This window comes from Amycolatopsis sp. WQ 127309, from assembly GCF_023023025.1.
Classification (GTDB): domain Bacteria; phylum Actinomycetota; class Actinomycetes; order Mycobacteriales; family Pseudonocardiaceae; genus Amycolatopsis.
The window spans coordinates 3,780,302-3,805,781 of sequence record NZ_CP095481.1; the positions used below are offsets into that span (position 1 = coordinate 3,780,302).

A 25,480-nucleotide genomic window follows, 5' to 3' on the forward strand; every position below is an offset into this window, starting at 1 on the left:
AAGCCACCCCTGACGGGGACATCTCTCACTATTTTCCGCTGGGTGAGCGACAAACGCGCAGGTCCTCGGTTTTCCGGTGCGCGAGCTGCGGTTTCCGCAGTGCCTGAAGGACTTTCGCTTTCGCCGTCCCCTAAGGGAACGATCCTTCCCGCGAGTGATGCGGAACCGGGTGGCCGGGTGGTGAGGTGGGTATATCGGAAGTTCGAGGAAAGGGAAGACGATGAGCGCACCGGTCACCCGGCGACTGAGCCGCCCCCGCCACGGCCGCATGATCGCCGGCGTCTGCGCCGGTCTCGCGCAGCGGTACGGCATGAAGCCCAACACGGTCCGGCTGCTGGCGGTGCTGTCCTGCCTGCTGCCCGGCCCCCAGTTCGTGGCCTACCTCATCCTGTGGGCGGTCATCCCGGCCGAGTGACGGGAGCGGGGAAGCCGAACCAGGCGGGAGCTTCGACACCCGCCTGGTTTTGTGGTGCCGGTGGTCCTCAGGGCCGCCAGGAGCACATCGCTTCGTCGATCTCCTGCTCGTCGAGCGGCGGGTGCGGCAGTTCCGTCGTCTTGCCGGGTTCCGCGCGCAGGCCGTCCAGCAGCATGCCCAGGCACCGGCGCCACAGCGACGGGTCCACCGCGCACGTGAACTCGACCACCGAGCCGACCATCATGTGCAGCAGGGGGATGTCGGTGGGGGAGAAGTCGGCGCGCAGGCCGCCCGCCGCCTTGGCCCGCTCGACGAGCTGTGTGATCAACGGCACCATGCGCGCTTTCGCGTCCGCGACGTGCTCGTGGCCGAACTTGTTGGACAGCATGATCTCGCGCAGCCCGCGGTCCGTCGAATGCAGCTCGGCCGCCTTCCACGTGAAGCTGACGAACGCTTCCCACGCGTCTTCGGCCTTCAGCGCTTCCGCCGCGAGGTCGCCGATTTCCTCCATGCGCTCGGCGAACATGGCTTCGACCAGGTGTTCCTTGCTGGGGAAGCGCCGGTAGACCGTGCCGACGCCGAGGCCGGCGTGGTGCGCGATGTCGTCGAGCGTGGCTTCCAGGCCGCGTCGGCCGAAGACCTCGCGGGCGGCCTGGAGGATGCGGCGGCGGTTCAATTCGGCGTCACGCCGCAGCGGCCGCGCCGGTGCGGCGGGACTCGCGTCCCGTGTCATGCGTCCCACTCTACCAATGAAGTAGAGGCACCTTCTCCGGTTCTTGTGTACGTTGGGCCACGTAAGGGGAGATACCTACTCCACATAGCTTCCTGATCACTTTCAGTGAGGACACCCATGACCGAGTCCACGCTCGTCGTCGCGCCGTCGGGGGACGCGCGCGCCGCCGAGAACCCCCACCACGCCAGACGGTGGCTGATCCTCGTGATGATCGGCCTGGCCCAGCTGATGGTCGTTCTCGACGCGACCGTCGTGAACATCGCGCTGCCTTCCGCCCAGCTCGACCTGGGCTTTTCCAACGACGCGCGGCAATGGGTCGTCACGGCGTACGCGCTCGCGTTCGGCAGCCTGCTGCTGCTCGGCGGGCGGCTCGCGGACCTCTTCGGCCGCAAGAACACCCTGCTCGTCGGCCTGGCCGGCTTCGCCGCGGTGTCCGCGTTCGGCGGCGCGGCGAGCAACATCGAGATGCTCCTGATCGCCCGTGCGGCACAGGGCGTGTTCGGCGCGCTGCTCGCGCCGGCCGCGCTTTCGCTGCTGACCACGACGTTCACCGACCCGAAGGAACGCGGTCGCGCGTTCGGCGTGTTCGGGGCCATCGGTGGTGGCGGCGCGGCCGTCGGCCTGCTGCTCGGCGGCGTGCTGACCGAGTACCTCGACTGGCGCTGGTGCATGTTCGTCAACATCATCTTCGCCGTCGTCGCGTTCGCGGGCAGCTCGATCCTGCTGCGCAACCAGCGTGACGCCGGCCCGCGCCCGAAGCTCGACCTGCCGGGCACGGTCACCGCGTCCGCGGGCCTGTTCGCGCTGGTCTTCGGCTTCGCGAACGCCGAGTCGGACTCGTGGTCGTCGGTCTCGGTGTGGGGCTTCCTCGCGGCGGGCGTGGTGCTGCTGGGCGTGTTCGTGTGGCTGCAGCAGCGCGTCTCGCACCCGCTGCTGCCGCTGCGCGTGCTGCTCGACCGCAACCGCGGCGGCTCGTACCTGGCGATGTTCCTGCTCGCCATCGGCATGTTCGCGATCTTCCTGTTCCTGACGTTCTACGTGCAGCAGAACCTGAGGTTCACGCCGATCCAGAGCGGCGTCGGGTTCCTGCCGATGGTGGCGACGCTGATGCTGGCCGCCACCACGGCGACGGCCGTCCTGCTCCCGCGCTTCGGCCCGCGGCCGCTGGTGCCGACGGGCATGGCGATCGCGGCGGTCGGGCTGTTCTGGCTCAGCCGCATCGACCTCGAAAGCACGTACGCCAGCGGGGTCCTCGGCCCGCTGCTGGTGATGGGCTTCGGCATCGGCCTGGCGATGGCGCCGGCGATGAGCGTCGCGACGTTCGGCGTCGAGGCGCACGACGCCGGGGTCGCGTCGGCGGCGGTCAACACGATGCAGCAGGTCGGCGGCTCGATCGGCACGGCGCTGCTCAGCACCCTCGCCGGCAACGCGGCGTCGTCGTACCTCGCGGGCAAGGTGCCGACGCCGCAGCTGGCGGCCGAAGCCTCGATCGAGAGCTACACGACGGCGTTCACCTGGGCCGGCTTCATCTTCGCGGCCGGCGCGGTGCTCAGCGGCCTGCTGCTGCGCTCGGGCGCGCCGAAGGGTGAGGCGGCGCCGGGCGTCGTGCACATGTAGGTCCGCTTGAACCTTCCCGGCCCTCCGCGCACTAGTAGGGGTGAGAATGTGCGAAGGAGGGCCGGGTGGGGGCGTCGAGAGAGCTCGATTTCAGCGAGTACTTCGCCGCGCGGGTGCAGCGGTTCCGGCGGGTGGCGTTCGCGCTCTGCGGGGACTGGCACAGCGCCGAAGACCTCGTGCAAGCCATGTTCGTCCAGCTGTACCGGCGGTGGCGCCGGGTGCGGCCGGACACCGTCGACGCCTACGCGCGGCGCATCCTGCTCAACGCGTTCCTCGCCGGGCGCAGGAAAGCGGGCCGTGAGCACGTGACGTCCGAGCCACCCGAACGGGCGGCTACACCGGACCACGACAGCCACGTCCGCGTCGACCTCGAGCGCGCGCTGACCGGGCTGACGCCGCGGCAGCGCGCGATGGTCGTGCTGCGCTTCCTCGAAGACCTGCCGGTGGCCGAAGTCGCGGCCCTGCTCGGTGTCGCCGAAGGCACCGTGAAGAGCCAGACCGCCCGCGGAGTCGAGGCGCTGCGCGCTGCCCTCCCCGCGCCGATGACGGAGGAGCGGTGATGGAAGACCTCGACGTCCGGTCCGCGCTCACGGCGTACGTGACCGAAGACGAACCCCCGATCGGCCTGGACGGCGCCCGGATCCTGGCGCGGGGCCGCCGCTCCCGGCGCAACCGGCTGCTGGCGGCGTCGGCGGGGGTTCTGGTGGTGCTGCTGGCCATCGGCGCGACGGTGCTCACGTCGCCGCGTCAGGGCGAGATCGCCGGCCCGAGCTGCCCGTCGGCGTCGGCGGGGGAGACGCGGGCGCAGATCGTCGACCGGCTGAGCTGCGTCGTCGACAACGCGGTGCGCTCGATGCTGCCGCCGGGCGCGAAGGTCGAACGCCTGACGATCCCGGGGGAAACGCCGCCGCCGAACCCGTTCCACCTGATCGCCGACCCGGTGGGGACCGCGCCGCGGGACGCCCTGTTCCACATGGGCGTCCGGGTCACCGACGAGCGGGGCACCGGGTCGGTCTACTTCCTGGCGCTGCTCGACGACGCTTCCAGCGGCGGTGCTTCCTCGATGGTGCGGTGCGGCACCGCCGTCCCGAACCAGGTGAGCTGCGAGGTCGAGCAGCTGAAGGAAGGCGGCCTGCGGAAGGTGACCGAGCGCGCGAACGGCGTGCTGACGTACCGCGCGTCGCTGACCGCGCCGGGGATGAACGTCGAGTTCTGGTCCAGCAACAGCGGTGTCCTGGAACAGAAGGGCGTCCCGCTGCCGGTCCAGCGGCCGGAACCGACGTTGAACGCCGTACAGGTCAGGGGGTTGGCGCTCACGCCGGGCCTCGGCTGAAGATCCACTTTGGACGGGGCACCCGATCGGGTGGTAGACACCGAACTGTTCGCATGGTGCGGTGGAAAACCCGATCGAGTGCGAAGGGGTGAACCTTGCGGGAGCCTGAGGTGGCGCCGGATCTCGTCGACGCCGCCCGGCGCCTGGCCACCGCGATGGCGGGGGCCGGAGCCGCCGACCGGGAGGCGATGGCCGTCGGGTTCGCGCGGGAAGTCCTGGCTTCGCGGGGTGCCGAAGCGCGGTTTGCCGCGTTCTACGAACATTGTCCGTCCGGCGTCGTTCTTGTCGACCCGGAAGGTGTTGTCGGGGCGGCGAACCCGGCGTTCCTGCGGCTGGCGCACGCCGCCGGGGAAGCCGGGCTCGTCGGCACGCGCGCCGAAGACCTCGGGGCGACCATGCGGGACCGCTCGGCGCTGCGCGCGGCGCTGGAGTCCGGCGACCGGGTGCTGGACCGGCTCGCGATCCACTCCCGGCCCGAGGCTTCGCGCGTCGTCCGGCTGACGGTCAAGACGCTGCCCGGCGAGCGTGACCAGTACCCGATCCTGATGTTCGAGGACACGCACGAACTTCGGCAGCTGCAGGAGACCATCCAGCACCAGAGCCTGCACGACCCGCTGACCGGCCTGCCCAACAACGCGCACTTCCGCTCCAAGCTCGAAGGGATGCTCGCCGACCACGGCCAGGGCCGGATCGCGTTGCTGTTGCTGGACATCGACGGCTTCAAGGTCGTCAACGACGGCCTCGGCACCGAGGTCGCCGACCAGGTGCTGCGTGGCGTCGCGGGAACGTTGCGCGAGGTTTTCGCGCCGGGCAAAGGTTTTGTCGCACGTCTCTTCGGCGACGGCTTCGCGGTGGCGCTGCGCGGCGACCTCGAGCCGGCGTCGGTGGTCAAGCTGGTCGAGCAGACGATCGCCGAGCTGGCCAAGCCCGTCTACGCGGACGGCGTCGGAGTCGGGGTGAGCGCGAGCGCGGGCATCGTCGTCGCGGAGGTGCCGGGGGCGGAGCACGGCGAGCTGATCCGTTCGGCGGAGGTGGCACTGCACCGGGCGAAAGAGCTCGGCAAGGCGCAGTGGGTGCTGTTCGACCCGGGGTCGGGCCAGGCCGACCGCGACCGCTACCGGCTCGCGTCGGCCATCGCCGGAGCACTGGAGCTCGGCGAGATCACCGTGGTCTACCAGCCGCACGTGGTGCTGCCGGACGCCCGGATCGTGACGTCGCTCAACGCGGCCCTGCTGTGGAACCACCCCACCCGCGGCCGGCTGCGCGCGGAGGAGTTCTACCCGCTCGCGGAGACGACCGGCATGACGGTCCCGCTGGGCAAGCACCTGCTGGCGAAGGCGCTGGAGACGAAGGCGAGCTGGGTGTCCAGGTTCGGCGACGGCTCCCCGATGGTGTGCCTGACGCTGCCCCGCCGGATGGCCATCGACGCCGACCTGGTCGGCATGGTCCGCGCGGAGCTGGACCGGGCGGGCCTGGAGCCGAGGCACCTGATGCTGTGCGCGGACGCGGAGTCCCTGATCGACGACCGCGGCGACCTGGTCGAGGCACTGGGCCACCTGGCGCGCCTCGGCGTGCTGTTCGTCCTGAACATCACGGGCCTGCCGGAGCTGGAACTGGTCCCGGCCCACGCGATCCCGGCCCCGGCGGTGATGCTGAGGGGCCCGATCGTCGACGTCCTGGCCGCGGACGACGCCCCGGCGTGGGCCCGCCGGAACGTGCGCCAGCTGGTGGAGCGCGCGGAGGAGATGGGCGTCAAGGTGGGCGCGTACGGGGTGGTCTCCCAGACGCAGGCGGAGCTGCTGTACGGGCTGGGCGTGGTGGTCGCCTCGGGCAGCTACCAGCCGGAGTACCAGACCAGCTCGGAGGCGGAGACCTGGGTGGGCCGCACCTTCCCGATGGGCTAGGTGACCTGCGAGGATCCCGGCGTGCTGGAATCCTGGGGACTTTGCCGGACGGCGACGTCGTCGCATCCACAGTGGACGCTTTCGGCCGGGTGATCGCGCTGTACGCCGACGGGAACCTGCTGGTGGACGGGACGTCGTGCGGCCGGGTGACCGAGCCGGGACGGTACCCGATGATCGACGCCGTGGGTGACGGCTTCGTGCTGGTCGACAGCCGGTGCCGGATCCGGAGCGGCTTCGAAGCACCGCGCAACGGCCGGATCCTCGACGCCGCCGGCCGCACCGTGACGGAGTTCCACGCCGGTGACGGGATCGAGGCCGTGGTCACCGGTCCGGGCGGGGACATCTGGATCAGTTACTTCGACGAGGCTTCGATCTTCGACGGGGGTGAACGCCGGGCCCACCCCGGCCTGATCCGGTGGACCACGGCGGGCGAGCCGGCGTGGCGTGCGGTGCACGAGCCAGGTCTCTATTGGCTGGACTGTTACGTCCTCAATGTGGGAGAGCGACGGGCGTGGGCCGTGCCCTACACCAAGGTGCCTCTGGTCGAGGTGGGCCTCGACGGCATCCGGTCGGTCCGCGAGTCACCGCTGCGGCGGCCGCGCGGGGTGGCCGTCTCCGGCGCCGAGGCCGTGTTCCTCTCGATCGCCGAGGAGCCCGGCGGCTACTACTGGCACCTCAAACCTGCCCGTCTGACCGAGGACGAGGTCGTTCCGGAGGAGCCGGTGCCGCTCGCTCTGCCGGGCGGGACCAGTCTCAGGAAGCCGCTGCGGTGGGTGTGCCGCGGCGACCGGATCTGGCTGCTCCAGGGCCACACCTGGTACGTCCTGAAGCGCTAGCGCTTCGTCCGCAGCTGCTCGATGACCTCGTCGTCCCAGCGGTGCGTGCGGATCAGCCGGTACCGCTCCGCCGCGACCCACATGTACGCCTCGGCGTCCGTCCTGTCGCCCACCATGCCCGCCTGCCGCAGCATGGCCACCACCGGGACGTACTCCTCCTCGAACCAGCGCTGGGCCACGCTCGCCCGGTCGCAGAACTTGCCCTCGTCCTGCATCAGCCGGAACCCCCACGCCTCCACGTGCTCGCCCAGCTTCGCGTAGTCCCACGGGTCCGACACGATCACCGACGCCCGCGCGTGGCCCGTCAGCGGGACGCGCTCCAGGAACAGCCTCCGGTAGTCCTTGACGATCAGGTCGCCCCGGTAGCGGATGCCGCTCGGGTCGAGCTTGGTGCGGACCACCGTCACCGAAGCCTCTATTGTGGACAGTCCCTGCGCGTGGGCGACCGAGACCCGGTGGTGGCCGTCGATGATGAAGTGCAGCTCGCCGACCCGGTAGACCTCGATCGGCGGGATGTCCTCGCCGCGGCGGGCGGCCAGGGCCAGCCTTTCCCAGCGCTCGCGGACGCGGCCGGACGTCGGGCGGAAGCGGCGGTCGAAGTCGCGGCTGCGGTCGACCGTGCCGGCGATCGAGTCCAGCTTGATCACCCGCGGGCCGATCCGGCTCTCGCCGAGGTAACCGAGCGCCTCCACCACCTCGTGGAACGGCAGCATGATGTTGACGTCGTCGGGCTCGCGGCGCAGCCACGTCGACAGCCGCGAAAGCACCTGCTGACGCCGGGCGCGCAGGAAGTCGTTTTCGGCGTCCGCGCGCGGGAATCCCGTTTCCTTCATGAGAACTCCATGATCCGGTGGCCCACCACGTTGCGGATCCGCGTGTCGCCGACGACCCGGTCGGGCACCGGCTCGCCGTGGAGGTGGATGTGACCGTGCAGCAACCACTTCGGGCGCAAGCGGTCGATCGTCTCGTGCAGGCAGGAAAACCCGCGGTGCGGCGGGTCCTCGCGGTCGCCGAGGTCCAGCGGCGGCGAGTGCGTCAGCAGGACGTCGACGTCACGGCCGTCGCGCCGGCGCCGGCTCCGTGCGCGCCGCTCCAGCGCGCGGGACCGGCGCGCCTGCTGGCGTTGCGTCCACTGGTTCGGGCCGTCGTTGTAGCGGATCGACCCGCCGAGCCCGGCGAACCGGATGCCGGCGACGTCGACGACCCGGCCGTCGGCGTTGACGCCGCCCGCCGGGCCCGGCCAGACCGTCGGGAAACCGTCCTTCATGGACAGTCCGCCGTACCGCGTGTAGCCGGTCAGGTCCGGGTCGTGGTTGCCCGGCACGAACACGCACGGCGCGTCCAGGGCACTGGCCAGGAAGGCCAGGTAGTCGTAGGGGAGGTCGCCGGCGCCGATGACGAGGTCGACGGGGCGGGTGCGGACCGCGTCGGTCCACAACCGCTCGTCCACCTCGTCCGCGACCACCAGCGCTTTCGGCACGCCCCCAGGGTACGACGCCGAGCGCTATTTCATGCCGTGCGCGAACCCGGGGTCGGCGACGATGACGAAGGTGATGACGAAGATCCAGAGGAGGCTGAGCGCGAGCGCCCAGGCCTTGAGGTTGGACAGCATGCGAGGCATCACGAATTCTCCGATTCCGGCGTAAAGAAAAAGGGGACCTAGAGCCAGCCGTTCTTCCGGAATATTCGGTACAGCAACAGGCAGATCGCCAGGATCACGGTGATCACCAGCGGGTACCCGAACTTCCAGTGCAGTTCGGGCAGGTAGTCGAAGTTCATGCCGTAGATGCCGGCGATCATCGTGGGCACGGTGATGATCGCCGCCCACGACGTGATCTTGCGCATGTCGGTGTTCTGCTGCAGCGAGATCTTCGCGACCGTCGCGTCGACCAGGGTGGACAACAGCTCGTCGAACGCCGCGACGCGCTCGGACACGGTCGTGAGGTGGTCGGCGACGTCGCGGAAGTAGGAGCGGACCTCGTCCGGCACCAGCCGCGTGTAGCCCTCGGCCAGCCGCTGGACCGGCGTCGCCAGCGGCATCACCGCCCGGCGCAGCTCCAGGACCTCCCGCTTCATCAGGTAGATCTGCTCGGCGCTGACCAGCGAGCGCGGCGCGAAGACCTGCGCCTCCATCACGTCGATGTCGTTCTCGATCCGGCCCGTGACGTCGAGGTAGTGGTCGACGACGTGGTCGGCGATCGCGTGCACGACCGCGGCCGGGCCGAGCTGCAGCCGCTCCGGGTCGTCGTCCAGCTCACGGCGCAGCCGGGCCAGCCCGGAGTGGTTGCCGTGCCGGACGGTGATCACGAAGTCGCGGCCGAGGAACACCATCAGCTCGCCGGTCTCGACGATCTCGTTGGCCGTCGTCGGCGACTCGTGCTCGACGTACCGGACGGTCTTGACCACGAGGAACAGCGTGTCGTCGTAGCGCTCCAGCTTGGGCCGCTGGTGTGCTTCGAGCGCGTCCTCGACGGCCAGCTCGTGCAGCCCGAACGTCTCCGCGATGCCCTGGATCTGGTCGGAGTCGGGCTCGTGCAGCCCGATCCAGACGAACCCCTCGTGGCGCTTGCGGACCTCTTTGATCGCCTCGATGTGCGTCCAGCGGCCGGGCAGGCGCTTGCCGCCGACGTACACCGCACAGTCCACGACGTACGCGGACAGCGGCACCGGGATCGGCCGGACGGGGACGCCTTTGGCCCGGCTGTTGCCGCGGCCGCGAAGGCCGCCGAGCGAGGGAATGGCAGGCATGAGGTCTCCTGGGCGTCGTGCGTGGTCGTGCGAGGACGACTGACCAGGCGGAACGGGGTCCGCCCGGCAACACCAGCGCTCCCGAAGCCGCGGGAAGACCTACCAGGAGATGAGCCGGCCGGCCGGTGAGGTGGGAACGCTGGGACTACTAGGGAGCGGACTATCGCCACTACTCATCGGGGTTCCTCACCTCCTTCGGGCCAGGCACGGACGTGTGACGTGGAGAGTGGTGGGGCTCGCGTTGACGAGCGAACACCAATGGTTGAGGGTACTCCTCACTACGGATGCGTGTCGTACCAGGCTCACGCGGTGTTACGCGGACAGGAGAGACGAGTGCAGTTCGGGCGGTACTACGAGGAGTTCGAGGTCGGTGCGGTCTACAAGCACTGGCCGGGCAAAACGGTCACCGAGTACGACGATCACCTGTTCTGCCTGATCACGATGAACCACCACCCGCTGCACCTGGACGCGAACTACGCCGAGGAGACGACCGACTTCGGCAAGAACGTCGTCGTCGGGAACTACGTCTACTCGCTGCTGCTGGGCATGTCCGTGCCGGACGTCTCGGGCAAGGCGATCGCGAACCTCGAGGTCGAGTCGCTGAAGCACGTCAAGCCGACCTTCCACGGCGACACCATCTACGGCGAGACCGAGGTGCTGGACAAGACGCCGTCGAAGTCCAAGGACGACCGCGGCGTCGTCTACGTGGAGACCCGCGGCTACAAGCAGGACGGCCTGATCGTGTGCACCTTCCGGCGGAAGGTCATGGTGCCGAAGCGCTCCTACGGGGAAGCCCGTGGCGGCGAGCAGCCGGGCCGGCCGACCCCGCACGAATGAGGCTCCGATGACGATCGAACTGGACCGCGTCAAAACCACATTGCGCACGTTCGCGGAAGTCGAAGCGCGTGGCGTGTCCCCGTTGTACGACCACCTCGCGACGCAGGCGGCCGAGGACGACGACGTCGCCGGGCTGCTGACGGCCGCCCGCGACGGCGAAGCGCGCGCGACGCTGCTGATGGCGACCGCGCACCGGCTCGTCCAGGCCGACCCGATCCACCCGCTGTCGCGGTACTACCCGTCGCTGGGCGGCTTCGACGGCGTCGACTCCGAGACGTGGCCGCTGTTCCGGTCGTTCCTGCTGGAGCGGGCGGACAAGGCGCGGGCGTTCATCGCGTCGCGCTACACCCAGACGAATGAGGTGCGCCGCGCCGCGCTGCTGTACCCGGCCGTGGCCCGGGCGGCGAAGGAAGCGGGCGGGAAGGTCGCGCTGCTGGAGGTCGGCTGCAGCGCCGGCCTGCTGCTCGGCCTCGACCGCTTCGGCTACCGCTACCAGTGCGACGGCGGCGAGCAGCTGACGGCGGGCCCGGCCAAGGCCGCGGTCGGGCTGCACTGCGCGCTCGACCTGGCGCCGGGCGCGGTGGCGCCCAAGCTGCCCAAGAAGCTCGCGGTGGTGGCGCGGGCCGGGCTGGACCGGTCCCCGGTGGACCTCTCCGACGAGGACGAGCTGGCTTGGCTGGAGGCGTGCGTCTGGGCCGACCAGCCGGACCGCATCAGGCTGCTGCGCACGGCGGCGGCCGAGCAGGCCAAGCACCGCCCACCCCTGATCGAGGGCGACGGCGTCGACGACCTGGCCGCGGCGGCCGCGACGCTGCCTGCGGAGGCCCCGCTGGTGGTGCTGACGAGCCACGTCCTGGCGTACTTCACGGCCGAGCGCCGGGCGGCCTTCGTCGACGCCCTCGCCGCGCTGGCGGCCACCCGGCCGCTGTGGTGGGTGTCGGAGGAGTTCTACGGCGCCGCGCTGGAGGGCGTCCTGCCCGGCCGGACGGACCTCGCGGGCGCGGACGGCCTGGCGACGCTGGGCGTCGTCCGGTGGGCCGAGGGCAAGCCGGAGGCCTGCGCACTGGCCCGCACCGCCCCCCACGGCCAGCGGATGACTTGGCTCCCGGCCTAGCTCGGCGACGGACGAGACCGGTCGGCTGCCGGTCTCGTCGCGCGCGAAGGGTCGCCGGGCTCGGCACCGCCCCGGCGCGAGGTCGCGGACATGGCGGGCCGGCCGGGCGGCGATGAGCAGCCCGGCCCGGCCGGCGCGGCCACGGCAGCCCGGCTGCGGACTGCGCGATCGCGGCGACGGCCGGCGTGCCGAGCGCCGCGCGCACGCGACCCGGCACCGGGCGAAGTTCGCCGCGCTATGCCTTCGGTCCTGTCGCCCGACGCTGCCGGTCACCTCGCGGCCGCGCTGGATGGATTCGCCCCCGGCGCGAGGTCGCGCTGCGGCACGCGGCGGCGGCGAGCATCGGATCGCGCCGGCGCGTGCTTCGCGATCTTGGCCGCAGGAGCGCGTCGGCCTTTCCGCCCGCCGATGTGGCTCCGGCGTAGATCGAACCGGCTCCGGTTAGCTCCAACGCCGTCTTGCTCAGGTGCGGGGCAGGGCGTTCCAGCCACGCAGCGTCACGTACAGGAGATCCACGAGCGCGCCGGCCGTCTCCATGTCCGAAAGGTCTGCCGCATCGGCCCAGTGGGCGTCCGTGGCGTCGTCACCCGGGGTGAGCGTGCCGCCCGCGATTCGGCAGGCGTAGTCGTGGATTTCGTAGGGTTCGCGGGTCACGGTGCCGATCAGTGTGCCCGGAATCACGTCGAGGCCCGTTTCCTCCCGCATCTCGCGGATCACGGCCGTTTCGTCTGATTCGCCCGGTTCGACTCGGCCGCCTGGCAGCGACCATTGGCCCGAGCCGGGGTCGTTGGCCCGCCGGATGAGCAGTAATCGGCCCTGGTCGTCGTACGCGATCCCGCCGACGCAGCGGACGGTGGTGCCCGTGGAGCCCTTCATGTCCCGAAGGGTAGACGTCATCGAGGTGAAAACCGATGTCCTGTACACGGAGAGTAGCCATACGGTACACTCCGGACGGCGTGCTGACCCAAGCGCGGGACTTTCCTCCCTCGCGCCCCTTCAGTGCGGTACAACGTAAAAAGTCAGTTTTTTGCTGTTGTCCGGTGTCACCGTAAGAGACGGGAATTGATCGCGGTGAACGTGAAGAAGATTGCGGGCCTCGCCGGTATCGCGTTGGTGCTGTTCTTCGTCATTGCCCAGCCCGGTCAGGCCGCGGGCCTTGTCGGCAACATCGTCGACTTCCTGCGCAGCTCGGCCGAATCGGTGATCACCTTCGTCAGCAACGTGTTCAAGGGCTGATAGGGGGGTTACCCTCGAACCATGTTCGCGCCACGCGACCCCGACGAGTACCTCCTCGACACCGAGCGGCGGGTCATCCGGATCCGCCGCCACTGGGCGGTGCTGCTGTGGGACACCTTCGAGGCGGCGGCTCTGCTCGCCATCTGCGTCCTGGTGTCCTACCTGCTGCCACCGGCGCTCTACATCGGCCAGAACCTGCTCTGGTACGTGGCGCTGATCGTGGTGCTGCGGTTCGCCTACGTGGTGATGGAGTGGTGGGTCGAGCGGCTGGTGGTCACCGACAAGCGGTTCGTCATGACCACCGGGGTGTTCACGACCAAGGTGCTGATGATGCCCATCAGCAAGGTCACCGACCTCAGCTACGTGCGCACGGCGACCGGCCGCATGATGGGTTACGGCACGATGGTGGTCGAGTCCGCCGGTCAGATCCAGGCGCTCAACAAGATCGACTTCCTGCCGCGGCCGGAGGAGTTCTACGACACGATCTCCGAGCTGGTCTTCGGCGACAAGCAGAAGCAGGCCGAGCGCTTCTCGATGATCAAGGCCCAGCGGGCCGCCCGGGGCAAGAAGCCCGTCGGCTGACGCGCGCTGGGCAGGTCCCGGCGCGGGTGTGACCCAGCGCATCGTCGACAATGGACCCGATGCGCATCGACCTGCACGCCCATTCCACCGCCTCCGACGGCACCGACACGCCGGCCGGCCTCGTCGCCGCGGCCGCGAGAGCCGGGCTCGACGTCGTCGCGATCACCGACCACGACACCACGGCAGGCTGGGCCCCGGCCACCGACGCCCTCCCACCAGGCCTGACGCTGGTGCCCGGCGCCGAGCTGTCCACCGTCTCGACCGACCCCGAGACCGGTCGCCAGATCAGCGTCCACCTGCTGGCCTACCTCTTCGACCCGGCCGCCGAGGCCGTCGTCACCGAGCAGACCCGGCTGCGGATCGAACGCCGCACCCGGCTGCGCAAGATGGCCGAGCGGATGGCCGCCGACGGCCTGCCCATCGACGCCGACGAGATCTTCGGCCTGCTGCCCGCGGACTCGCCCGCCGGGCGCCCGCACCTCGCGCAGGCGCTGGTCCGCGCCGGGCTGGTCAAGAGCGTCGACGAGGCCTTCGCCGAGTACCTGAACAGCCGTCGCGACTACTACGTCGCGCGCCGGGACACCCCGGTCGAGGACGCCATCGACATGATCGCCGCGGCCGGCGGGGTCACGGTCATCGCGCACCCCTTCGCCTTCAGCCGCGGCGCCACGATCAGCGAGGACACCCTCGCCGGCCTGGCCGCGCACGGGCTCACCGGCGTCGAGGCCGACCACCCGAACCACGACCCGGCCACGCGCGCCCGCACGCGGGAGCTCGCCGGCGAGCTCGGCCTGCTGGTCACCGGCTCGAGCGACTACCACGGCACCAACAAGACCATCGCCCTCGGCGAATGCACCACCGACCCCGGGCAGCTGGCGGAGCTCGTGGCGCGCGCGACCGGTTTCCAGGTCGTGAAGGGCTGAGATGGCGATCGCCGACTTCTTCGACGCCAAGCTCTTCATGAGCGCGACGATCACTCTCGTCGTCATCATGGACCCGCCCGGCACGGTGCCGGTGTTCCTCAGCCTCGTCGGCCGCAAGCCGCTGGCGACGCGCGCCCGGGCCGCCCGGCAGGCCGTCCTGGTGTCACTGCTCGTGATCAGCCTCTTCGCCGTCGCCGGCCAGGCGATCCTGGCTTACCTCGGCATCGGCATCCCGGCGCTGCAGGGCGCGGGCGGCCTGCTGCTCCTGCTCATCGCGCTGCAGCTGCTGACCGGCAACGGCCACGAGGCCGAGGCGGCCACCGACGACGTCAACGTCGCGCTGGTGCCGCTCGGCACGCCGCTGCTGGCCGGGCCGGGCGCCATCGCCGCGACCATCGTGTTCGTCCGGCAGGCCGACGGCCACATCGGCGCGTACATCGCGCTGGCGCTGGCGATCGTGATGACGCACTTCATCATCTACATCTGCATGCGCTACTCCGGCGTCGTCATCCGGCTGATCAAGGAAAGCGGCATCACGCTGCTGGCCAAGGTGGCCGGCCTGCTGCTCGCGGCGATCGCCGTCGAGCTCGTCGCGAACTCCGTGCGCGGCTTCATCGCCGGCGGCAACTGACCCCCGCCACTCGGGTTGTCCTGCCGGACAGGATCCCGCCCGCGCGTTGACATCGTTGCCACGCCTCCCGCAGCCTGAATCTCAGCTCAGCGGTTGAAACGATTCAAACGCGCCTTGCGGAGGCCTCGATGAAGTGGCTCAGAGCAGTCCTGCCGGTCACGGTCCTGGTGGCGAGCGGCGTGGCCGCGGTGCCCGCCACGTCCGCCGTGGCGGCGCCGGGCTGGCAGAAGTACGTCGTCGCGCCCACGAGCCGGGACGTCCGGCCGGTGCGCGTGCTGTCCACCACCGGTGACGTCACCAACCCGAAGGGCCTGCTGGGGCAGGGCGTCGCGACGCTGAAGCGGCAGGCGCCCCCGCCGAAGCCGGCCTGGCCGGGCGGGACGACGGCGGCCGCGTCGTCGTTCCACGCGCCCAACAACGGCGGCAACGGCCAGCCACGGACGTACGGCCCGGGCAACGCCGTCGACGGCAACACCGACACGTTCTGGAACGACGACACGCTCGGCGCCTACCCGGACGTCCTGACGATCACCTCGGGCGCGGCGGTCGCGCTCCCCGGCGTCACCGTGCTGTCCAGTGTGGACGGTGTGCCGCAGGACTTCACGGTCGACGTGCTGGACGGCGGCGCGTGGCGCACCGCGGCCACGGTCACCGGCAACACCGCGGTGCAGCGCGCGGTGACGTTCGACCGCGCGGTTACTACCACGCAGGTCCGGATCACCGTGACGAAGGACCAGGCCACGCCCTCGGGCGAGTTCAGCAGGGTCACCGAGGTCTGGCCGGGACTGGTCGCCGATCCGCCGACGCCGGTCGCGGTGCTCGACTTCGGCAAGGTCGTCTCGGGCTACCCGAAGATCTCTTTCGCGGGCGCGTCGGCGAACCACCCCGGCATCCGCGTGTCCACCTCGGAAACCCAGCAGTACCTCGGCGAACGCTCCGACTTCAGCCGGTCGGACTTCTCGAACGGGCCGGGCAGCGACCAGATCGCCGTGCCCGCGACGCCGTCCGTCTGGCGTGACGCGGCGGGCTGCCAGAGCGGCACGCAGGTGTGCGCGGACGGCCTGCGCGGCTTCCGCTACCTGCGGATCAGCCTCGACGCGCTCGCGTCGGACGCGCCGCTCACGCAGCCGTCCGGTGAGGTGCGGATCACCGGCGTCTCGCTCGACTTCACGCCGTTCCTCGGTACGCCGGACACCTACAAGGGCTGGTTCGAGTCGTCCGACGAAGACCTGAACCGCTACTGGTACAACGCTTCCTACACCAACGAGCTGGGCATGGACACGTTCCGGGCGTCCGATGTGGACCCCCGCGGCGCGTTCTCGCCGTCGCTCGACGGGAAGGTCGTGCTGCACGACGGCGCCAAGCGCGACCGGGACCCGTACGTCGGCGACGTCGCGATCTCCGGGCTGACCGAGTACCTGACGCACCAGGACGGCACGGCGGCGCGCAACGTGCTCGCCGACCTGGCCGACCACCAGCGCGCGGACGGCTGGATCCCGCCCGCGTCGATCAACGGCTACACGCTCCCGCTGTTCGACTACCCGCTCTGGTGGGTCACCGCGAGCTGGGACTACGTGCTCTATACGGGCGACACCGCGTACGCGTCTTCGTACTACGCGAAGCTCGTGAAGACGCTCGACGCGTGGTACCCGTCGGTCACCGACGCGCACGGGTTGCTGTCGAAGGGCCTCAACGGCACCGGCGGCTACGGCGACTACGCGTTCCTCCCGCGCACCGGCGAAGTGACGTACTACAACGCGTTGTACGTCCGCGCGCTCCAAGGCGCGGCCGGGATGGCCCGGGCGACGGGGCACGCCGCCGACGCCGATCGGTGGCTGTCGCGCGCTTCCGGCGTCGCGGCCGCGGTGAACCAGTACCTGTGGGACCCGGCGGCGGGGGCGTACCTCGACTCGGCGACCGGCGCGGTGCGCCACGGCCAGGACGGCAACAGCCAGGCGATCGTCGCCGGGATCGCGTCGCCGGCGCGGTCTTCGTCCTCGCTGGCCCGGCTGGCGGCCGGGGCGTTGCCGTACGGGAACCCGTTCATGGACAACGACACGCTGGTTTCGGACGGCACGAAGCGCGTCTACGCGTTCACGTCGTACCCGGAGCTGGTGGCGCGGTTCCAGACCGGGCAGGCGGCGTCCGCGATCGACCAGATCAAGCGGATGTACGGCTGGATGACCAGCCACGACCCGGGCATCACGGACTGGGAGGGCATCGGCGATGGCGGTTCGCACTACGAGCAGGGCTACACGTCGGCGGCGCACGGCTGGTCCACCGGCGTCGTCCCGGCGCTGACGAACGAGCTGCTGGGCGTCTCGCCGACGTCACCCGGCTTCGCGACGTGGCAGGTTTCGCCGAAGCCGGGCTCGGTCGCGTGGGCGCGCGGAGCGGTGCCGACGCCGAAGGGCGCGTTGTCGGCTTCGTGGGGCCAGCAGGGTCCGGTGTTCTCCCTGACGGTGACGGCGCCGCGCGGGACGTCCGGCTCGCTGGCGGTGCCGGCCGGCCACCTGGTCCTGCTGGACGGCCACGTCGTCCGCACCGCGGCGGTGAACGGCACGGTGACGGTGGCCGCGACCGGCGGCACCCACACGGTGCTCGTGGTGCGGTAGGTGGTGCGGTAGGAAAAGCCGTGAAGGCCTCCTTACCGGCTCTTATGGCCGGGAAGGAGGCCTTCGCGGCTTTGCGCGGTGGTGCGGGCGCGGCGGCCGGCGCGGGTCCGGCGCGGAAAGTGTCGGTGGTGGTGCGTAGCGTGGGGAACCGTGAAGGAGCAGATGGGCTTCGATTTCGGTGTCGCGCAACCGGTGCGGCTGACGAAGGTGTCGCCGGCGCGGCTGGCCACCTTCGACGACTGCCCGCGCCGGTACCGGCTCGCGTACCTGCAGCGGCCGACGCCGCAGCGCACCGGGCCGTGGGCGCACAGCACGCTCGGCGCGGTGGTGCACAACGCGTTGCGGGCGCTGTTCGACCTGCCGGTGCTCAAGCGCGTGCCGCAGAAGGCCGTCGCGCTCGTCGCCGAGTACTGGAAGGACGCCGGGTTCGAGGACGCCGAGCAGGCCGCGCGCTACCGGGCGCGGGCCAAGGGCTGGGTGGCGGAGTACGTCGAGGACAACGACGTCACGCACGACCCGGTCGGGCTCGAGCGCTGGGTGTCGGCGCCGGTCAACTCGACGCCGGGGGAGCGGCCCTCGATGATCATCGAGGGCCGCGCGGACCGCATCGACCAGCGTGACGGCGAGCTGGTGGTCGTCGACTACAAGACGGGCCGCCGCGCGCCGGACGAGTACGAGGCGAGGGCGTCGCAGGCACTGGCGCTGTACGCGGTGGCGTCGGCGCGCACGCTGCGGACCCCGTGCACCACGGTCGAGCTGCACCACCTCCCGAGCGGCACGATCGCGGCGGCCGAGCACACGCCCGAGAGCCTGCGCCGGCACCTGCAACGCGCCGAAGAGACCGCCGGGGACCTGAGGCTGGCCACGGATACCCTGAACGCGGGCGGCGACGAGGACGTGGTGTTCCCACCCCGCCCCGACCGGCGCTGCGCTTGGTGCGACTTCAGGCCGAGCTGCGCGGTGGGCCGGGAAACGGCCCCGCAGATGCAGCCGTGGGACCTGCTCGCGCCCTGAACAGGAGAGAAAGTGGCCTCACCGGACACCGAGGAACTGGCAACGGTCCCGCTGCCGACCCCGCGGCCGGACGACAGAACGACGCCCCACCAGGTCATCACGGACCCGGCGGCGCCGTCGCCTGACGCGGCTTCCGATGCGGAGACCGCACCCCACGGGCAGGTCGCGGGGTCGGCTGCCTCGGCGGCCGACGCGGAGACCGCATCCCACCAGGTCATCACGGACCCGGCCGACGCGGCGACCGCACCCCACCAGGTCATCGACCCGGCGGCGCTGTCCTCTGACGCTTCGACCGAGGCCGCCGCGCCGACCGCGGGCAACGCGGCGGCGGCCGAGCAGGCCGACGCGGCGCCGACCGAGGCCGACGCCACCTCGCCGGCGGCCGTCGAGCAAGCCGCGGCCGAGCCCGCGAAACCCGCGAAGCCGCGCGGCCGCTGGTGGCGGGGCTTCACCGGCTCACTGGCCGCGGGCCTCACGGTCCTGGCCGTCGGCGTCCTCGTGGTCGCGGGAGTCTGCCTGTACACGGACGCACCCGGCCCCGGCCCGGTGCTGCTGATCGGTCACCCCATCGCCGCGGTGCTGGCGTTGCTGGCCCAGCGGGTCGCCGACCGTCGCAACGGCCTTCCTGCCGCCGGCGCCGGGATCGCCGTGGTCCTGTTCGTGGTCTCCGCCCTGACCCTCTTCTGGCTCACCTGACGAACCCGTAACTCGCGTGACCGAGCCCGGAACTCGCGTGATCAGACCCGGAACTCGCGTGATTGAGGCCGGAACTCGCGAGTTCCGGCCTCAATCACGCTGATTACGTGCTCAATCACGCGAGATACGGGTTACTTCAGGGCCGTGACGGTGTCGCCGCGTTCTTCCAGCAGGACCGGGCCGGCCGTGCCCAGGCGGACCGGGCCCGTGTAGCCGCGGCGGTCGACGCCCACCGTGCGGATCGTGGAGCCGTCGTTCTCGTTCAGCACCGCCAAGCCGCCCTTGATCGGGACGACCAGCTGGCCCGCGAACGTCACGCCCGGGCCCATCGCGCTGCCCAGCGTCCAGCGCGGGGACAGGTCGTCGCGGGAGAGGGCCAGCACCTTCGAGCCGCTGAACCAGTAGACGTTCGCCGCGGTCTGGGACGTCTGCTCGACGCCGCCCTGCGGGTCCGCGGCCAGGTCGGCCGGCGGGACGTCCAAGGGGTACGCCGCGCGCTGGGAGCCGTCGCCGTTGTAGATCACCAGGAGCTTCTGGTCCGGCAGGACCACCGCCGCCAGGTCGCCCGACATCGCGATCACGCGCGCCCGCTTGCCCGCCAGCACCGAGCTGAACGCCACTTGGGGCTCGTCGTCCTTCTCCGGCGCCGCCTTGTAGACGCTCAGGCGGTCCGCCGGGTCACCCGGGCAGCGCTCGATGACGCCGACCTTGCCCGACGCCGCCGCGACCGTGCCGTACGTGCAGCCGGTGCGCGGCTGCTTGCCCGCGTTGACCAGCGCCGGGACCTGGCCGTACTCGGCGCTCTGCACCAGGTCGTCGCGCCAGGTGTCGAGCAGCTTCTTGCCGGTGGTGGTCACGTGCGAGCCGTCGCTGACCAGCCGGGTGCCCAGCTCGGCGTTGCCGTTGCGCTGGGCGGTGATCCGGCCGGTGCCCGGGTCGAGCTGCGTGACCTCGCTGCAGTTCTCGGTCTTGTGGTAGACGGCGTTGACCCGCCCCCACGTCTCGTTGAGCGTGCACAACGGCAGGTCACGCGTGTAGTGCCAGCGGATCTGCCCGGTCAGCGGGTCGCGGGCGGCGACCTCGCCGCCGTCCGCCGTGACGACGGTGTCGCCGGTGGCCACCGGGACCGGCGTCGCGCCGCTGCGGGCGCTCCAGATCTCGGCCAGCGAACCGGGCACCGTGTTCGGCGCCGCGGGCAGCGGCGACGGCGGGTCGGCCTCGGTCCGGTCGGTGCCTTCGCTGTCGCTGGTCGCGCCGACGACCAGCGCGACCGCGACGACGACCACCGCGATCACCGCGGCGAGCACCCGGTCCCGGCCGCGGTTCCAAGGCGAACGACGGGCCTTGACCCGCGGCGCGGGTGGAGCAGGTTCGACGTCGTCGAGGACGTCCTCGGAGCCCGGAACGGCTTCCGAAGGCTGCTCCGGTTCTTCCTCGGGCACGGAAGAAGCAGCCTTGTCCTCGTCGCTCACGTACCTGCTCCCCGCGCTAAAGCCTCAGTCTGCCGACGCAGGTGTATCAGAAGTCGCGGCCGGGCGGCGACGGCGGCGCCGTCGAGCCGGGCGTTCGGCGTTCTCGCCGGACTCCTTCTCCACCGGGCCGGCCGTCTCCGGGGCGGTGCCGCGGGTGCGGCGCCGGGTCCGGGTGCGGCCTTCGGCAGCAGCCTCGCCGGGCTCCGAGCCGGACGTGGCCGCGGTGTCGGTGGCCTCGCCCGTCTCGCCCGTGCGCGCGGCACCGCGGGTCCGCTTGCGCGGGGTGCGGTTGCGCTTGCGCGGTGCTTCCTCGGTCTCCGGCGACGGCGACTCGGGGCCGCCGGCGGCGGTGTTGCCACGGCCCTGCGCGCCACGGCCGCGGCGCTTGCCGCCGAGGTCCTCTTCGACCTCGGCGCCCAGGCCGGCGCGGGTGCGCTTGGCCAGCGGCAGCCGGCCGGTGGTGCCCTCCGGGATGCCCAGGTCCTCGAACAGGTGCTTCGACGACGAGTACGTCTCGACCGGCTCCGGCTTGTCGAGGCCGAGGGTGTCCGAGATGAGCTTCCAGCGCGGCATCTCGTCCCAGTCGACGAGCGTGACGGCGACACCGGTGCGGCCCGCGCGGCCGGTGCGGCCGATGCGGTGGACGTAGGTCTTCTCGTCGTCCGGGCACTGGTAGTTGATCACGTGCGTGACGTCGTCGATGTCGATGCCGCGGGCGGCGACGTCGGTCGCGACCAGCACGTCGACCTTGCCGGAGCGGAACGCGCGCAGAGCCTGCTCGCGGGCGCCCTGGCCCAGGTCACCGTGCACGGCGGCGGCCGCGAAGCCGCGCTCGACCAGGTCGTCGGCCACCTTCTGCGCGGTGCGCTTGGTGCGGCTGAAGATCATCGTGAGGCCGCGGTCGGCCGCCTGCAGGATCCGGGCGATGACCTCGGGCTTGTCCATCGAGTGCGCCCGGTAGACGAACTGGGTGGTGCGCTCGTGGATCGCGCTGGCGTCGTTCTCCTCGGCGCGGATGTGCGTCGGCTGGTTCAGGAACGTGCGGGCCAGCGTGATGATCGGGCCCGGCATGGTGGCCGAGAACAGCATCGTCTGGCGCTTGTCCGGCACCATCCGCAGGATGCGCTCGATGTCGGGCAGGAAGCCCAGGTCGAGCATCTCGTCGGCCTCGTCGAGGACCAGCCCGCGGACCTTGCCGAGCACCAGGTGCTTCTGCTCGGCCAGGTCGAGCAGCCGGCCCGGGGTGCCGATCACGACGTCGATGCCCTTGCGCAGGGCCTCGATCTGCGGCTCGTACGGGCGGCCGCCGTAGATGGCCAGGGTGCGGATGCCGAGGTGCTTGCCGGCGCCCTTGAGGTCGTTGGCGACCTGGATGCACAGCTCGCGGGTCGGCACCACGACCAGCACCTGCGGGGTGCCGTCGCCCGGCACCTCCACGCGGTGCAGCAGCGGGACGCCGAAGCCCAGGGTCTTGCCCATGCCGGTGCGGGCCTGGCCGATGAGGTCGTCGCCGGCCATCGCCAGCGGCAGCGTGAGCTCCTGGATCGCGAAGGTCCGCTCGATGCCGACTTCGGCGAGTGCTTTGATGATCTCCGGCTTGACGCCGAAGGACGCGAAGGTCGGGGCCTCGGGCTCCACCTCGACGCCCGCCTGCAGCGGGTGCGACGTGTCGAGCGCGGCCGGGCCGGTCTCGCTGTGTTCCAGCGCGACGGCGGGGGAGTTCTGTTCGGTTGTGGGATTTTCTGCGGTCAGGGTGATCGCCTCTCTCGTGACCAGCGCGCACAACCCTGAGTCCCGTTTCGACACTCGACCGGGAGTAAACCCTGGTCCCCAGCGCTGAAGTGAAGCGCGGAACCGGTCCGTCCCGGGAATGCCGGAAGAGGCGTGCACGCACATTGCAGTACGTCGGCGGGCCTCGTGGCCTGCCTGATCCCGACGCCTGAAGTGACGTACGGAAGCTTCGATATCAAACGCAGTGTACCTGGTCAGCAGTTTTTCGACAGTACCCGGCACGCCGGAGGCAGTGGGATCGGTCTCGTCCCGACACGCCCGGGTGCTTCGGCGATACCCTGCTGCCGTGACCGACCCGAAAGAGATCACCGAAGGCGTCGTCGACCTTCTGGGCGTGATCGCCTACCTCGAGCTGTCCGCGTTCGACCGGCTGGCCGAGGACGCGCGCAGCGCCCCCACCCTGGCCGGACGGGCCGCGCTGGCGGCCATGGCGGCCGCCGAGATCGGTCACTACGGCCTGCTGTCCGCACACCTGGCCGGGCACGGCGTCGCGATCGAGGACGCGATGGCGCCGTTCCCGAAGCACATCGACGACTGGCACGCCTCGACCCCGCCGAAGTCGTGGCTGGAGTCGCTCGTCAAAGCCTACGTCGGCGACGGCCTCGCCGCCGACCTCTACCGGGAGATGGCCAGCTGGCTGGACCCCGAGACCAAGGACCTGGTGCTCACCGTGCTGGCCGACACCGGACACTCCGCCTTCGCCGAGCGCGAGGTGGCGGCCGGGATCGAAGCCGACCCCAAGACCCGCGACAAGCTCGCTCTGTGGGGGCGCCGCCTGCTCGGCGAAGCGCTCACGCAGGCCCAGTACGTCGTCGCCGAACGAGACGGCCTGGCCGAGCTCATCATCGGCGGATCGGGTGACCTCTCCGGAATTGCGGCACTGTTCCGGCGGTTGCAACAGGGGCACACGAAGCGCATGCAGGCCCTCGGCCTGGGCTGACCCCGATGGAGTACCAGGACACGACGACGTGGCCGGGCGCGGACATGCGGCACCGCAACGACCCGGTTCGGTTAGCCTTGCCGAGCACATCCCTTTCGAATTTCCAGCGGAGGTCCCACGTGGAGGTCAAGATCGGCATCAAGGACACCCCGCGCGAGCTGGTGGTGTCCAGTGGCCAGTCTCCCGACGAGGTGGAGAAGCTGGTCGCCGAGGCCCTGACGGCCGGTGACGGGCTCTTCCGCCTCAGCGACGAGAAGGGCCGCAAGTACATCGTCCCCTCCGACCGCATCGCCTACGTTGAGATCGCGCCGTCCGACACCCGCAAGGTCGGCTTCGGCGTCGGCGACTGACGCCACACCGCGGTAACCGTCCGGTCTCAGCCCCTTCCGTCACCGTGCCCCGGCAGGGGTTCGGGCGGGGTGGGCGAGAGATGAGGTGGACGGCGTCCACGCGGTGGCAACGGCTCCGGCACGGAGCCGCGAACACCAGCCCACGGCCGGTCCCGCTCCCCGGAGCGGACCGGCCGTCCGGCTGACCGGGATCGACGTGGCCCGCGGGGCCGCGGTGCTGAGGATGTACACGGTGCACCTCGGGCCGAGCCCGCTCGACGGCGGTGGTGCCGCCTGGTTCAAGCCCTTCGATGGCCATTCCGCCGCGCTCTTCGCGGTGCCGGCCGGCGTCTCGATCGCGCTGATGTCCGGCGGCGGCGGCCCAAAGCGGGGCCGCGCTCGCACGCGCGTCGCGCTCCGGCCGGCGACCCGGGCCTTCGAGGCGCCGGACGTCGCGTGGGGCGACTTCGCGACCCGGCACGGCCTCGGCGCGCGGCCGGCGTGCTGCTGCTGACCGGGACGTTCCCGGCGGTCACCCTGATGGCCTACCTCTTCGCCGGGATGGCGATCGGGCGGCTCGACCTTCGCTCCCCGGTGGTCGCCCGCGCTGTGCTTCGGCGGAGCGGCGCTGGCTCTCGGCGCGTACGCCGTCTCGTGGCTCGCGACGCGCGTCTTCGGCGGCCTCGACGCCGTCCACCAGGCCCTGGAACCGGCCGCGGCGAGCTACGGCATGAGCTCGGAGACGCTGCTGCACCTCGACGAGTCCTGGATCCACGGCACACCGCCGACCACGACGTGGGCGTGGGAGCTGCTCGCGCCGCGCTTCGAGCGGCTCCTGGCCGACCTCGGCGGCCGCGCGCTTTCCGCGTACGTGCTGCACTTCGTGGCGATCCGGTTCATCTGGGACAGTGCCGGCGACGGCACGGACGTGTTCGCGCTCACCCATTTCGTGGCCTTCTCGGCGGTCGCGCTCCTCGCTTCGGTGGCCTGGCGTCGCTGGATCGGGCGCGGGCCCCTCGAATGGGCGATGGCGCGGTTCTCGCGGTGGCCGGACCAGGTCCTCCGCCAGGTTCACCGGATCGGTGCGCTTTCCTTGGTGTGTCGGGGTTTCCCGGCTTAGCTTCGTCGGCGATCCGGCGCCACGGGGCCCGGACCGACACCCACTCCGGAGCAAGTCGATGACCACTGTCGAGCCCACGACGACCGCCGTGGCGGACCTCGTGCGGAGCACCCTCGCGACGCACAAGTCGCTGTTCCTCGCGACCTCGGGCAGTGACGGCCCGTGGGTCGGCGGCGTCTACTTCGCCGAGGACGACGCGTTCACGCTGAACCTGGTGCTGGAGCGCCGCGGCCGGACGCTCGCCGCGATCCGCGAGAACCCGGTGGTGTCGGTGGTCGTGTCGACCGGTTCGCCGATGCAGCCGTTCCTGCAGGCGCGGGCGCTCGCCGAGGTCGTCGCCGGTGAGGACGACACGCAGGTGCGTGAGACGCTGGTGACGAAGGTCCCGGAGGCGGCGCCGTTCCTGGACGCCCCGGTGGTGGCGGTCCGCCTGAGCGTCCGCGGCTGGCGCGCGACGGACATCGCGAACGGCTGGCTTCCCGGCCGCGACCTGCCGAGCCCGCGGAATCCCTGAGCCGTACACCGGCACGGCCACCGCGCGGGTGGCCGAGCCGGTTCCACCGCGCTGCCCGCGGCGGCGCCTTCACGGGCGAG

27 protein-coding genes are annotated in these 25,480 nt (G+C 71.2%); 20 read left to right on the forward strand and 7 right to left on the reverse strand.

The genetic code is table 11. The features are described 5' to 3' along the window. The first annotated feature begins 220 nt into the window (after positions 1 to 220). Positions 221 to 415 carry a PspC domain-containing protein gene (locus MUY22_RS17830; RefSeq protein ID WP_247061051.1) on the forward strand — a complete coding sequence of 65 codons (195 nt, stop codon included), beginning with the start codon at positions 221 to 223 and terminating at the stop codon, positions 413 to 415. Between the two features lie 67 nt (positions 416 to 482). On the opposite strand, the gene MUY22_RS17835 is transcribed toward MUY22_RS17830, so the two are convergent. Beyond that, positions 483 to 1,148 (reverse strand): TetR/AcrR family transcriptional regulator, encoded by a 666-nt coding sequence (locus tag MUY22_RS17835; protein ID WP_247061053.1) that lies wholly within the window; start codon positions 1,146 to 1,148, stop codon positions 483 to 485. Between the two features lie 117 nt (positions 1,149 to 1,265). On the opposite strand from MUY22_RS17835, the gene MUY22_RS17840 reads away from it, so the two are divergent. From MUY22_RS17840 to MUY22_RS17860, 5 genes are all read left to right on the forward strand, one after another. Beyond that, positions 1,266 to 2,765, forward strand: a complete 1,500-nt coding sequence (locus MUY22_RS17840) for an MFS transporter (RefSeq protein WP_247061055.1) — start codon at positions 1,266 to 1,268, stop codon at positions 2,763 to 2,765. Positions 2,766 to 2,830: 65 nt separating this feature from the next. Next, a complete protein-coding gene (locus MUY22_RS17845) occupies positions 2,831 to 3,325 on the forward strand; it encodes a SigE family RNA polymerase sigma factor (protein ID WP_247061057.1) in 495 nt (164 codons plus the stop codon). Then, positions 3,325 to 4,098, forward strand: a complete 774-nt coding sequence (locus MUY22_RS17850) for a hypothetical protein (RefSeq protein WP_247061059.1) — start codon at positions 3,325 to 3,327, stop codon at positions 4,096 to 4,098. The genes MUY22_RS17845 and MUY22_RS17850 overlap by 1 nt, the downstream gene beginning before the upstream one ends. Positions 4,099 to 4,193: 95 nt before the next feature. Then, positions 4,194 to 6,002, forward strand: coding sequence for a diguanylate cyclase domain-containing protein (locus MUY22_RS17855; protein ID WP_247061061.1), 1,809 nt, complete (start codon positions 4,194 to 4,196; stop codon positions 6,000 to 6,002). 41 nt (positions 6,003 to 6,043) lie between these two features. After that, a complete protein-coding gene (locus MUY22_RS17860; RefSeq protein WP_247061063.1) occupies positions 6,044 to 6,838 on the forward strand; it encodes a hypothetical protein in 795 nt (264 codons plus the stop codon). On the opposite strand, the gene MUY22_RS17865 is transcribed toward MUY22_RS17860, so the two are convergent. The 3 genes from MUY22_RS17865 to corA form a co-directional block, all read right to left on the reverse strand. Further along, positions 6,835 to 7,671 carry a chromosome partitioning protein ParB gene (locus MUY22_RS17865; protein ID WP_247061064.1) on the reverse strand — a complete coding sequence of 279 codons (837 nt, stop codon included), beginning with the start codon at positions 7,669 to 7,671 and terminating at the stop codon, positions 6,835 to 6,837. The two genes, MUY22_RS17860 and MUY22_RS17865, sit on opposite strands and share 4 nt — an antisense overlap. Continuing rightward, on the reverse strand, positions 7,668 to 8,318 hold the full coding sequence (locus tag MUY22_RS17870) for a metallophosphoesterase (protein WP_247061066.1): 651 nt from the start codon (positions 8,316 to 8,318) through the stop codon (positions 7,668 to 7,670). The genes MUY22_RS17865 and MUY22_RS17870 overlap by 4 nt, the downstream gene beginning before the upstream one ends. A gap of 179 nt (positions 8,319 to 8,497) precedes the next feature. After that, positions 8,498 to 9,586 (reverse strand): magnesium/cobalt transporter CorA, encoded by a 1,089-nt coding sequence (corA, locus tag MUY22_RS17875; RefSeq protein WP_247061068.1) that lies wholly within the window; start codon positions 9,584 to 9,586, stop codon positions 8,498 to 8,500. A 333-nt stretch (positions 9,587 to 9,919) separates the two neighbouring features. Here corA and MUY22_RS17880 point away from each other — a divergent pair, with 333 nt between their 5' ends. Further along, positions 9,920 to 10,423, forward strand: a complete 504-nt coding sequence (locus MUY22_RS17880) for a MaoC family dehydratase (RefSeq protein ID WP_247061070.1) — start codon at positions 9,920 to 9,922, stop codon at positions 10,421 to 10,423. Positions 10,424 to 10,430: 7 nt separating this feature from the next. Next, complete coding sequence (locus tag MUY22_RS17885; protein ID WP_247061072.1) at positions 10,431 to 11,537, forward strand: DUF2332 domain-containing protein; 1,107 nt, start codon at positions 10,431 to 10,433, stop codon at positions 11,535 to 11,537. A 462-nt stretch (positions 11,538 to 11,999) separates the two neighbouring features. On the opposite strand, the gene MUY22_RS17890 is transcribed toward MUY22_RS17885, so the two are convergent. Beyond that, positions 12,000 to 12,413, reverse strand: coding sequence for an NUDIX hydrolase (locus MUY22_RS17890; RefSeq protein WP_247061074.1), 414 nt, complete (start codon positions 12,411 to 12,413; stop codon positions 12,000 to 12,002). Positions 12,414 to 12,599: 186 nt separating this feature from the next. On the opposite strand from MUY22_RS17890, the gene MUY22_RS17895 reads away from it, so the two are divergent. From MUY22_RS17895 to MUY22_RS17925, 7 genes are all read left to right on the forward strand, one after another. After that, a complete protein-coding gene (locus tag MUY22_RS17895; protein WP_086677219.1) occupies positions 12,600 to 12,773 on the forward strand; it encodes a hypothetical protein in 174 nt (57 codons plus the stop codon). Positions 12,774 to 12,794: 21 nt separating this feature from the next. Further along, positions 12,795 to 13,355 carry a PH domain-containing protein gene (locus tag MUY22_RS17900; RefSeq protein ID WP_247061076.1) on the forward strand — a complete coding sequence of 187 codons (561 nt, stop codon included), beginning with the start codon at positions 12,795 to 12,797 and terminating at the stop codon, positions 13,353 to 13,355. 59 nt (positions 13,356 to 13,414) lie between these two features. Continuing rightward, positions 13,415 to 14,278 (forward strand): PHP domain-containing protein, encoded by an 864-nt coding sequence (locus MUY22_RS17905; protein ID WP_371827627.1) that lies wholly within the window; start codon positions 13,415 to 13,417, stop codon positions 14,276 to 14,278. Between the two features lies 1 nt (position 14,279). Next, a complete protein-coding gene (locus MUY22_RS17910) occupies positions 14,280 to 14,909 on the forward strand; it encodes a MarC family protein (RefSeq protein ID WP_247061080.1) in 630 nt (209 codons plus the stop codon). Positions 14,910 to 15,037: 128 nt separating this feature from the next. Then, entirely contained in the window at positions 15,038 to 17,524 is a 2,487-nt protein-coding gene (locus MUY22_RS17915; protein WP_247061082.1) for an alpha-L-rhamnosidase C-terminal domain-containing protein, read from the forward strand. A gap of 162 nt (positions 17,525 to 17,686) precedes the next feature. Further along, positions 17,687 to 18,538, forward strand: coding sequence for a PD-(D/E)XK nuclease family protein (locus tag MUY22_RS17920; RefSeq protein WP_247063957.1), 852 nt, complete (start codon positions 17,687 to 17,689; stop codon positions 18,536 to 18,538). A gap of 12 nt (positions 18,539 to 18,550) precedes the next feature. After that, positions 18,551 to 19,234, forward strand: a complete 684-nt coding sequence (locus tag MUY22_RS17925) for a hypothetical protein (RefSeq protein ID WP_247061084.1) — start codon at positions 18,551 to 18,553, stop codon at positions 19,232 to 19,234. A gap of 131 nt (positions 19,235 to 19,365) precedes the next feature. On the opposite strand, the gene MUY22_RS17930 is transcribed toward MUY22_RS17925, so the two are convergent. After that, on the reverse strand, positions 19,366 to 20,706 hold the full coding sequence (locus MUY22_RS17930; protein WP_247061086.1) for a hypothetical protein: 1,341 nt from the start codon (positions 20,704 to 20,706) through the stop codon (positions 19,366 to 19,368). A gap of 24 nt (positions 20,707 to 20,730) precedes the next feature. After that, positions 20,731 to 22,344 (reverse strand): DEAD/DEAH box helicase, encoded by a 1,614-nt coding sequence (locus MUY22_RS17935; RefSeq protein WP_247063959.1) that lies wholly within the window; start codon positions 22,342 to 22,344, stop codon positions 20,731 to 20,733. Between the two features lie 439 nt (positions 22,345 to 22,783). Between MUY22_RS17935 and MUY22_RS17940 the strand changes: the two genes are divergently transcribed. From MUY22_RS17940 to MUY22_RS17960, 5 genes are all read left to right on the forward strand, one after another. Continuing rightward, positions 22,784 to 23,437, forward strand: a complete 654-nt coding sequence (locus tag MUY22_RS17940) for a ferritin-like fold-containing protein (RefSeq protein ID WP_247061088.1) — start codon at positions 22,784 to 22,786, stop codon at positions 23,435 to 23,437. A gap of 119 nt (positions 23,438 to 23,556) precedes the next feature. Further along, positions 23,557 to 23,787, forward strand: a complete 231-nt coding sequence (locus tag MUY22_RS17945; RefSeq protein WP_247063962.1) for a DUF3107 domain-containing protein — start codon at positions 23,557 to 23,559, stop codon at positions 23,785 to 23,787. A 223-nt stretch (positions 23,788 to 24,010) separates the two neighbouring features. Next, on the forward strand, positions 24,011 to 24,280 hold the full coding sequence (locus MUY22_RS17950; protein WP_247061089.1) for a hypothetical protein: 270 nt from the start codon (positions 24,011 to 24,013) through the stop codon (positions 24,278 to 24,280). Positions 24,281 to 24,496: 216 nt separating this feature from the next. Continuing rightward, positions 24,497 to 24,886, forward strand: a complete 390-nt coding sequence (locus MUY22_RS17955; RefSeq protein ID WP_247061091.1) for a DUF418 domain-containing protein — start codon at positions 24,497 to 24,499, stop codon at positions 24,884 to 24,886. A 58-nt stretch (positions 24,887 to 24,944) separates the two neighbouring features. Further along, positions 24,945 to 25,400 (forward strand): pyridoxamine 5'-phosphate oxidase family protein, encoded by a 456-nt coding sequence (locus MUY22_RS17960; RefSeq protein WP_247061093.1) that lies wholly within the window; start codon positions 24,945 to 24,947, stop codon positions 25,398 to 25,400. The last annotated feature ends 80 nt before the right edge of the window (positions 25,401 to 25,480 follow it).

Bases quoted from the DNA above. Each gene is read 5' to 3' on its own strand.
- MUY22_RS17865 (WP_247061064.1), bottom strand. From the start codon at position 7,671: ATGAAGGAAACGGGATTCCCGCGCGCGGACGCCGAAAACGACTTCCTG.
- MUY22_RS17830 (WP_247061051.1), top strand. From the start codon at position 221: ATGAGCGCACCGGTCACCCGGCGACTGAGCCGCCCCCGCCACGGCCGC.
- MUY22_RS17950 (WP_247061089.1), top strand. From the start codon at position 24,011: ATGTACACGGTGCACCTCGGGCCGAGCCCGCTCGACGGCGGTGGTGCC.
- MUY22_RS17920 (WP_247063957.1), top strand. From the start codon at position 17,687: ATGGGCTTCGATTTCGGTGTCGCGCAACCGGTGCGGCTGACGAAGGTG.
- MUY22_RS17840 (WP_247061055.1), top strand. From the start codon at position 1,266: ATGACCGAGTCCACGCTCGTCGTCGCGCCGTCGGGGGACGCGCGCGCC.
- MUY22_RS17890 (WP_247061074.1), bottom strand. From the start codon at position 12,413: ATGAAGGGCTCCACGGGCACCACCGTCCGCTGCGTCGGCGGGATCGCG.
- MUY22_RS17835 (WP_247061053.1), bottom strand. From the start codon at position 1,148: ATGACACGGGACGCGAGTCCCGCCGCACCGGCGCGGCCGCTGCGGCGT.
- MUY22_RS17885 (WP_247061072.1), top strand. From the start codon at position 10,431: ATGACGATCGAACTGGACCGCGTCAAAACCACATTGCGCACGTTCGCG.
- MUY22_RS17905 (WP_371827627.1), top strand. From the start codon at position 13,415: ATGCGCATCGACCTGCACGCCCATTCCACCGCCTCCGACGGCACCGAC.
- MUY22_RS17850 (WP_247061059.1), top strand. From the start codon at position 3,325: ATGGAAGACCTCGACGTCCGGTCCGCGCTCACGGCGTACGTGACCGAA.
- MUY22_RS17960 (WP_247061093.1), top strand. From the start codon at position 24,945: ATGACCACTGTCGAGCCCACGACGACCGCCGTGGCGGACCTCGTGCGG.
- MUY22_RS17910 (WP_247061080.1), top strand. From the start codon at position 14,280: ATGGCGATCGCCGACTTCTTCGACGCCAAGCTCTTCATGAGCGCGACG.
- MUY22_RS17900 (WP_247061076.1), top strand. From the start codon at position 12,795: ATGTTCGCGCCACGCGACCCCGACGAGTACCTCCTCGACACCGAGCGG.
- MUY22_RS17915 (WP_247061082.1), top strand. From the start codon at position 15,038: ATGAAGTGGCTCAGAGCAGTCCTGCCGGTCACGGTCCTGGTGGCGAGC.
- corA (WP_247061068.1), bottom strand. From the start codon at position 9,586: ATGCCTGCCATTCCCTCGCTCGGCGGCCTTCGCGGCCGCGGCAACAGC.
- MUY22_RS17955 (WP_247061091.1), top strand. From the start codon at position 24,497: ATGAGCTCGGAGACGCTGCTGCACCTCGACGAGTCCTGGATCCACGGC.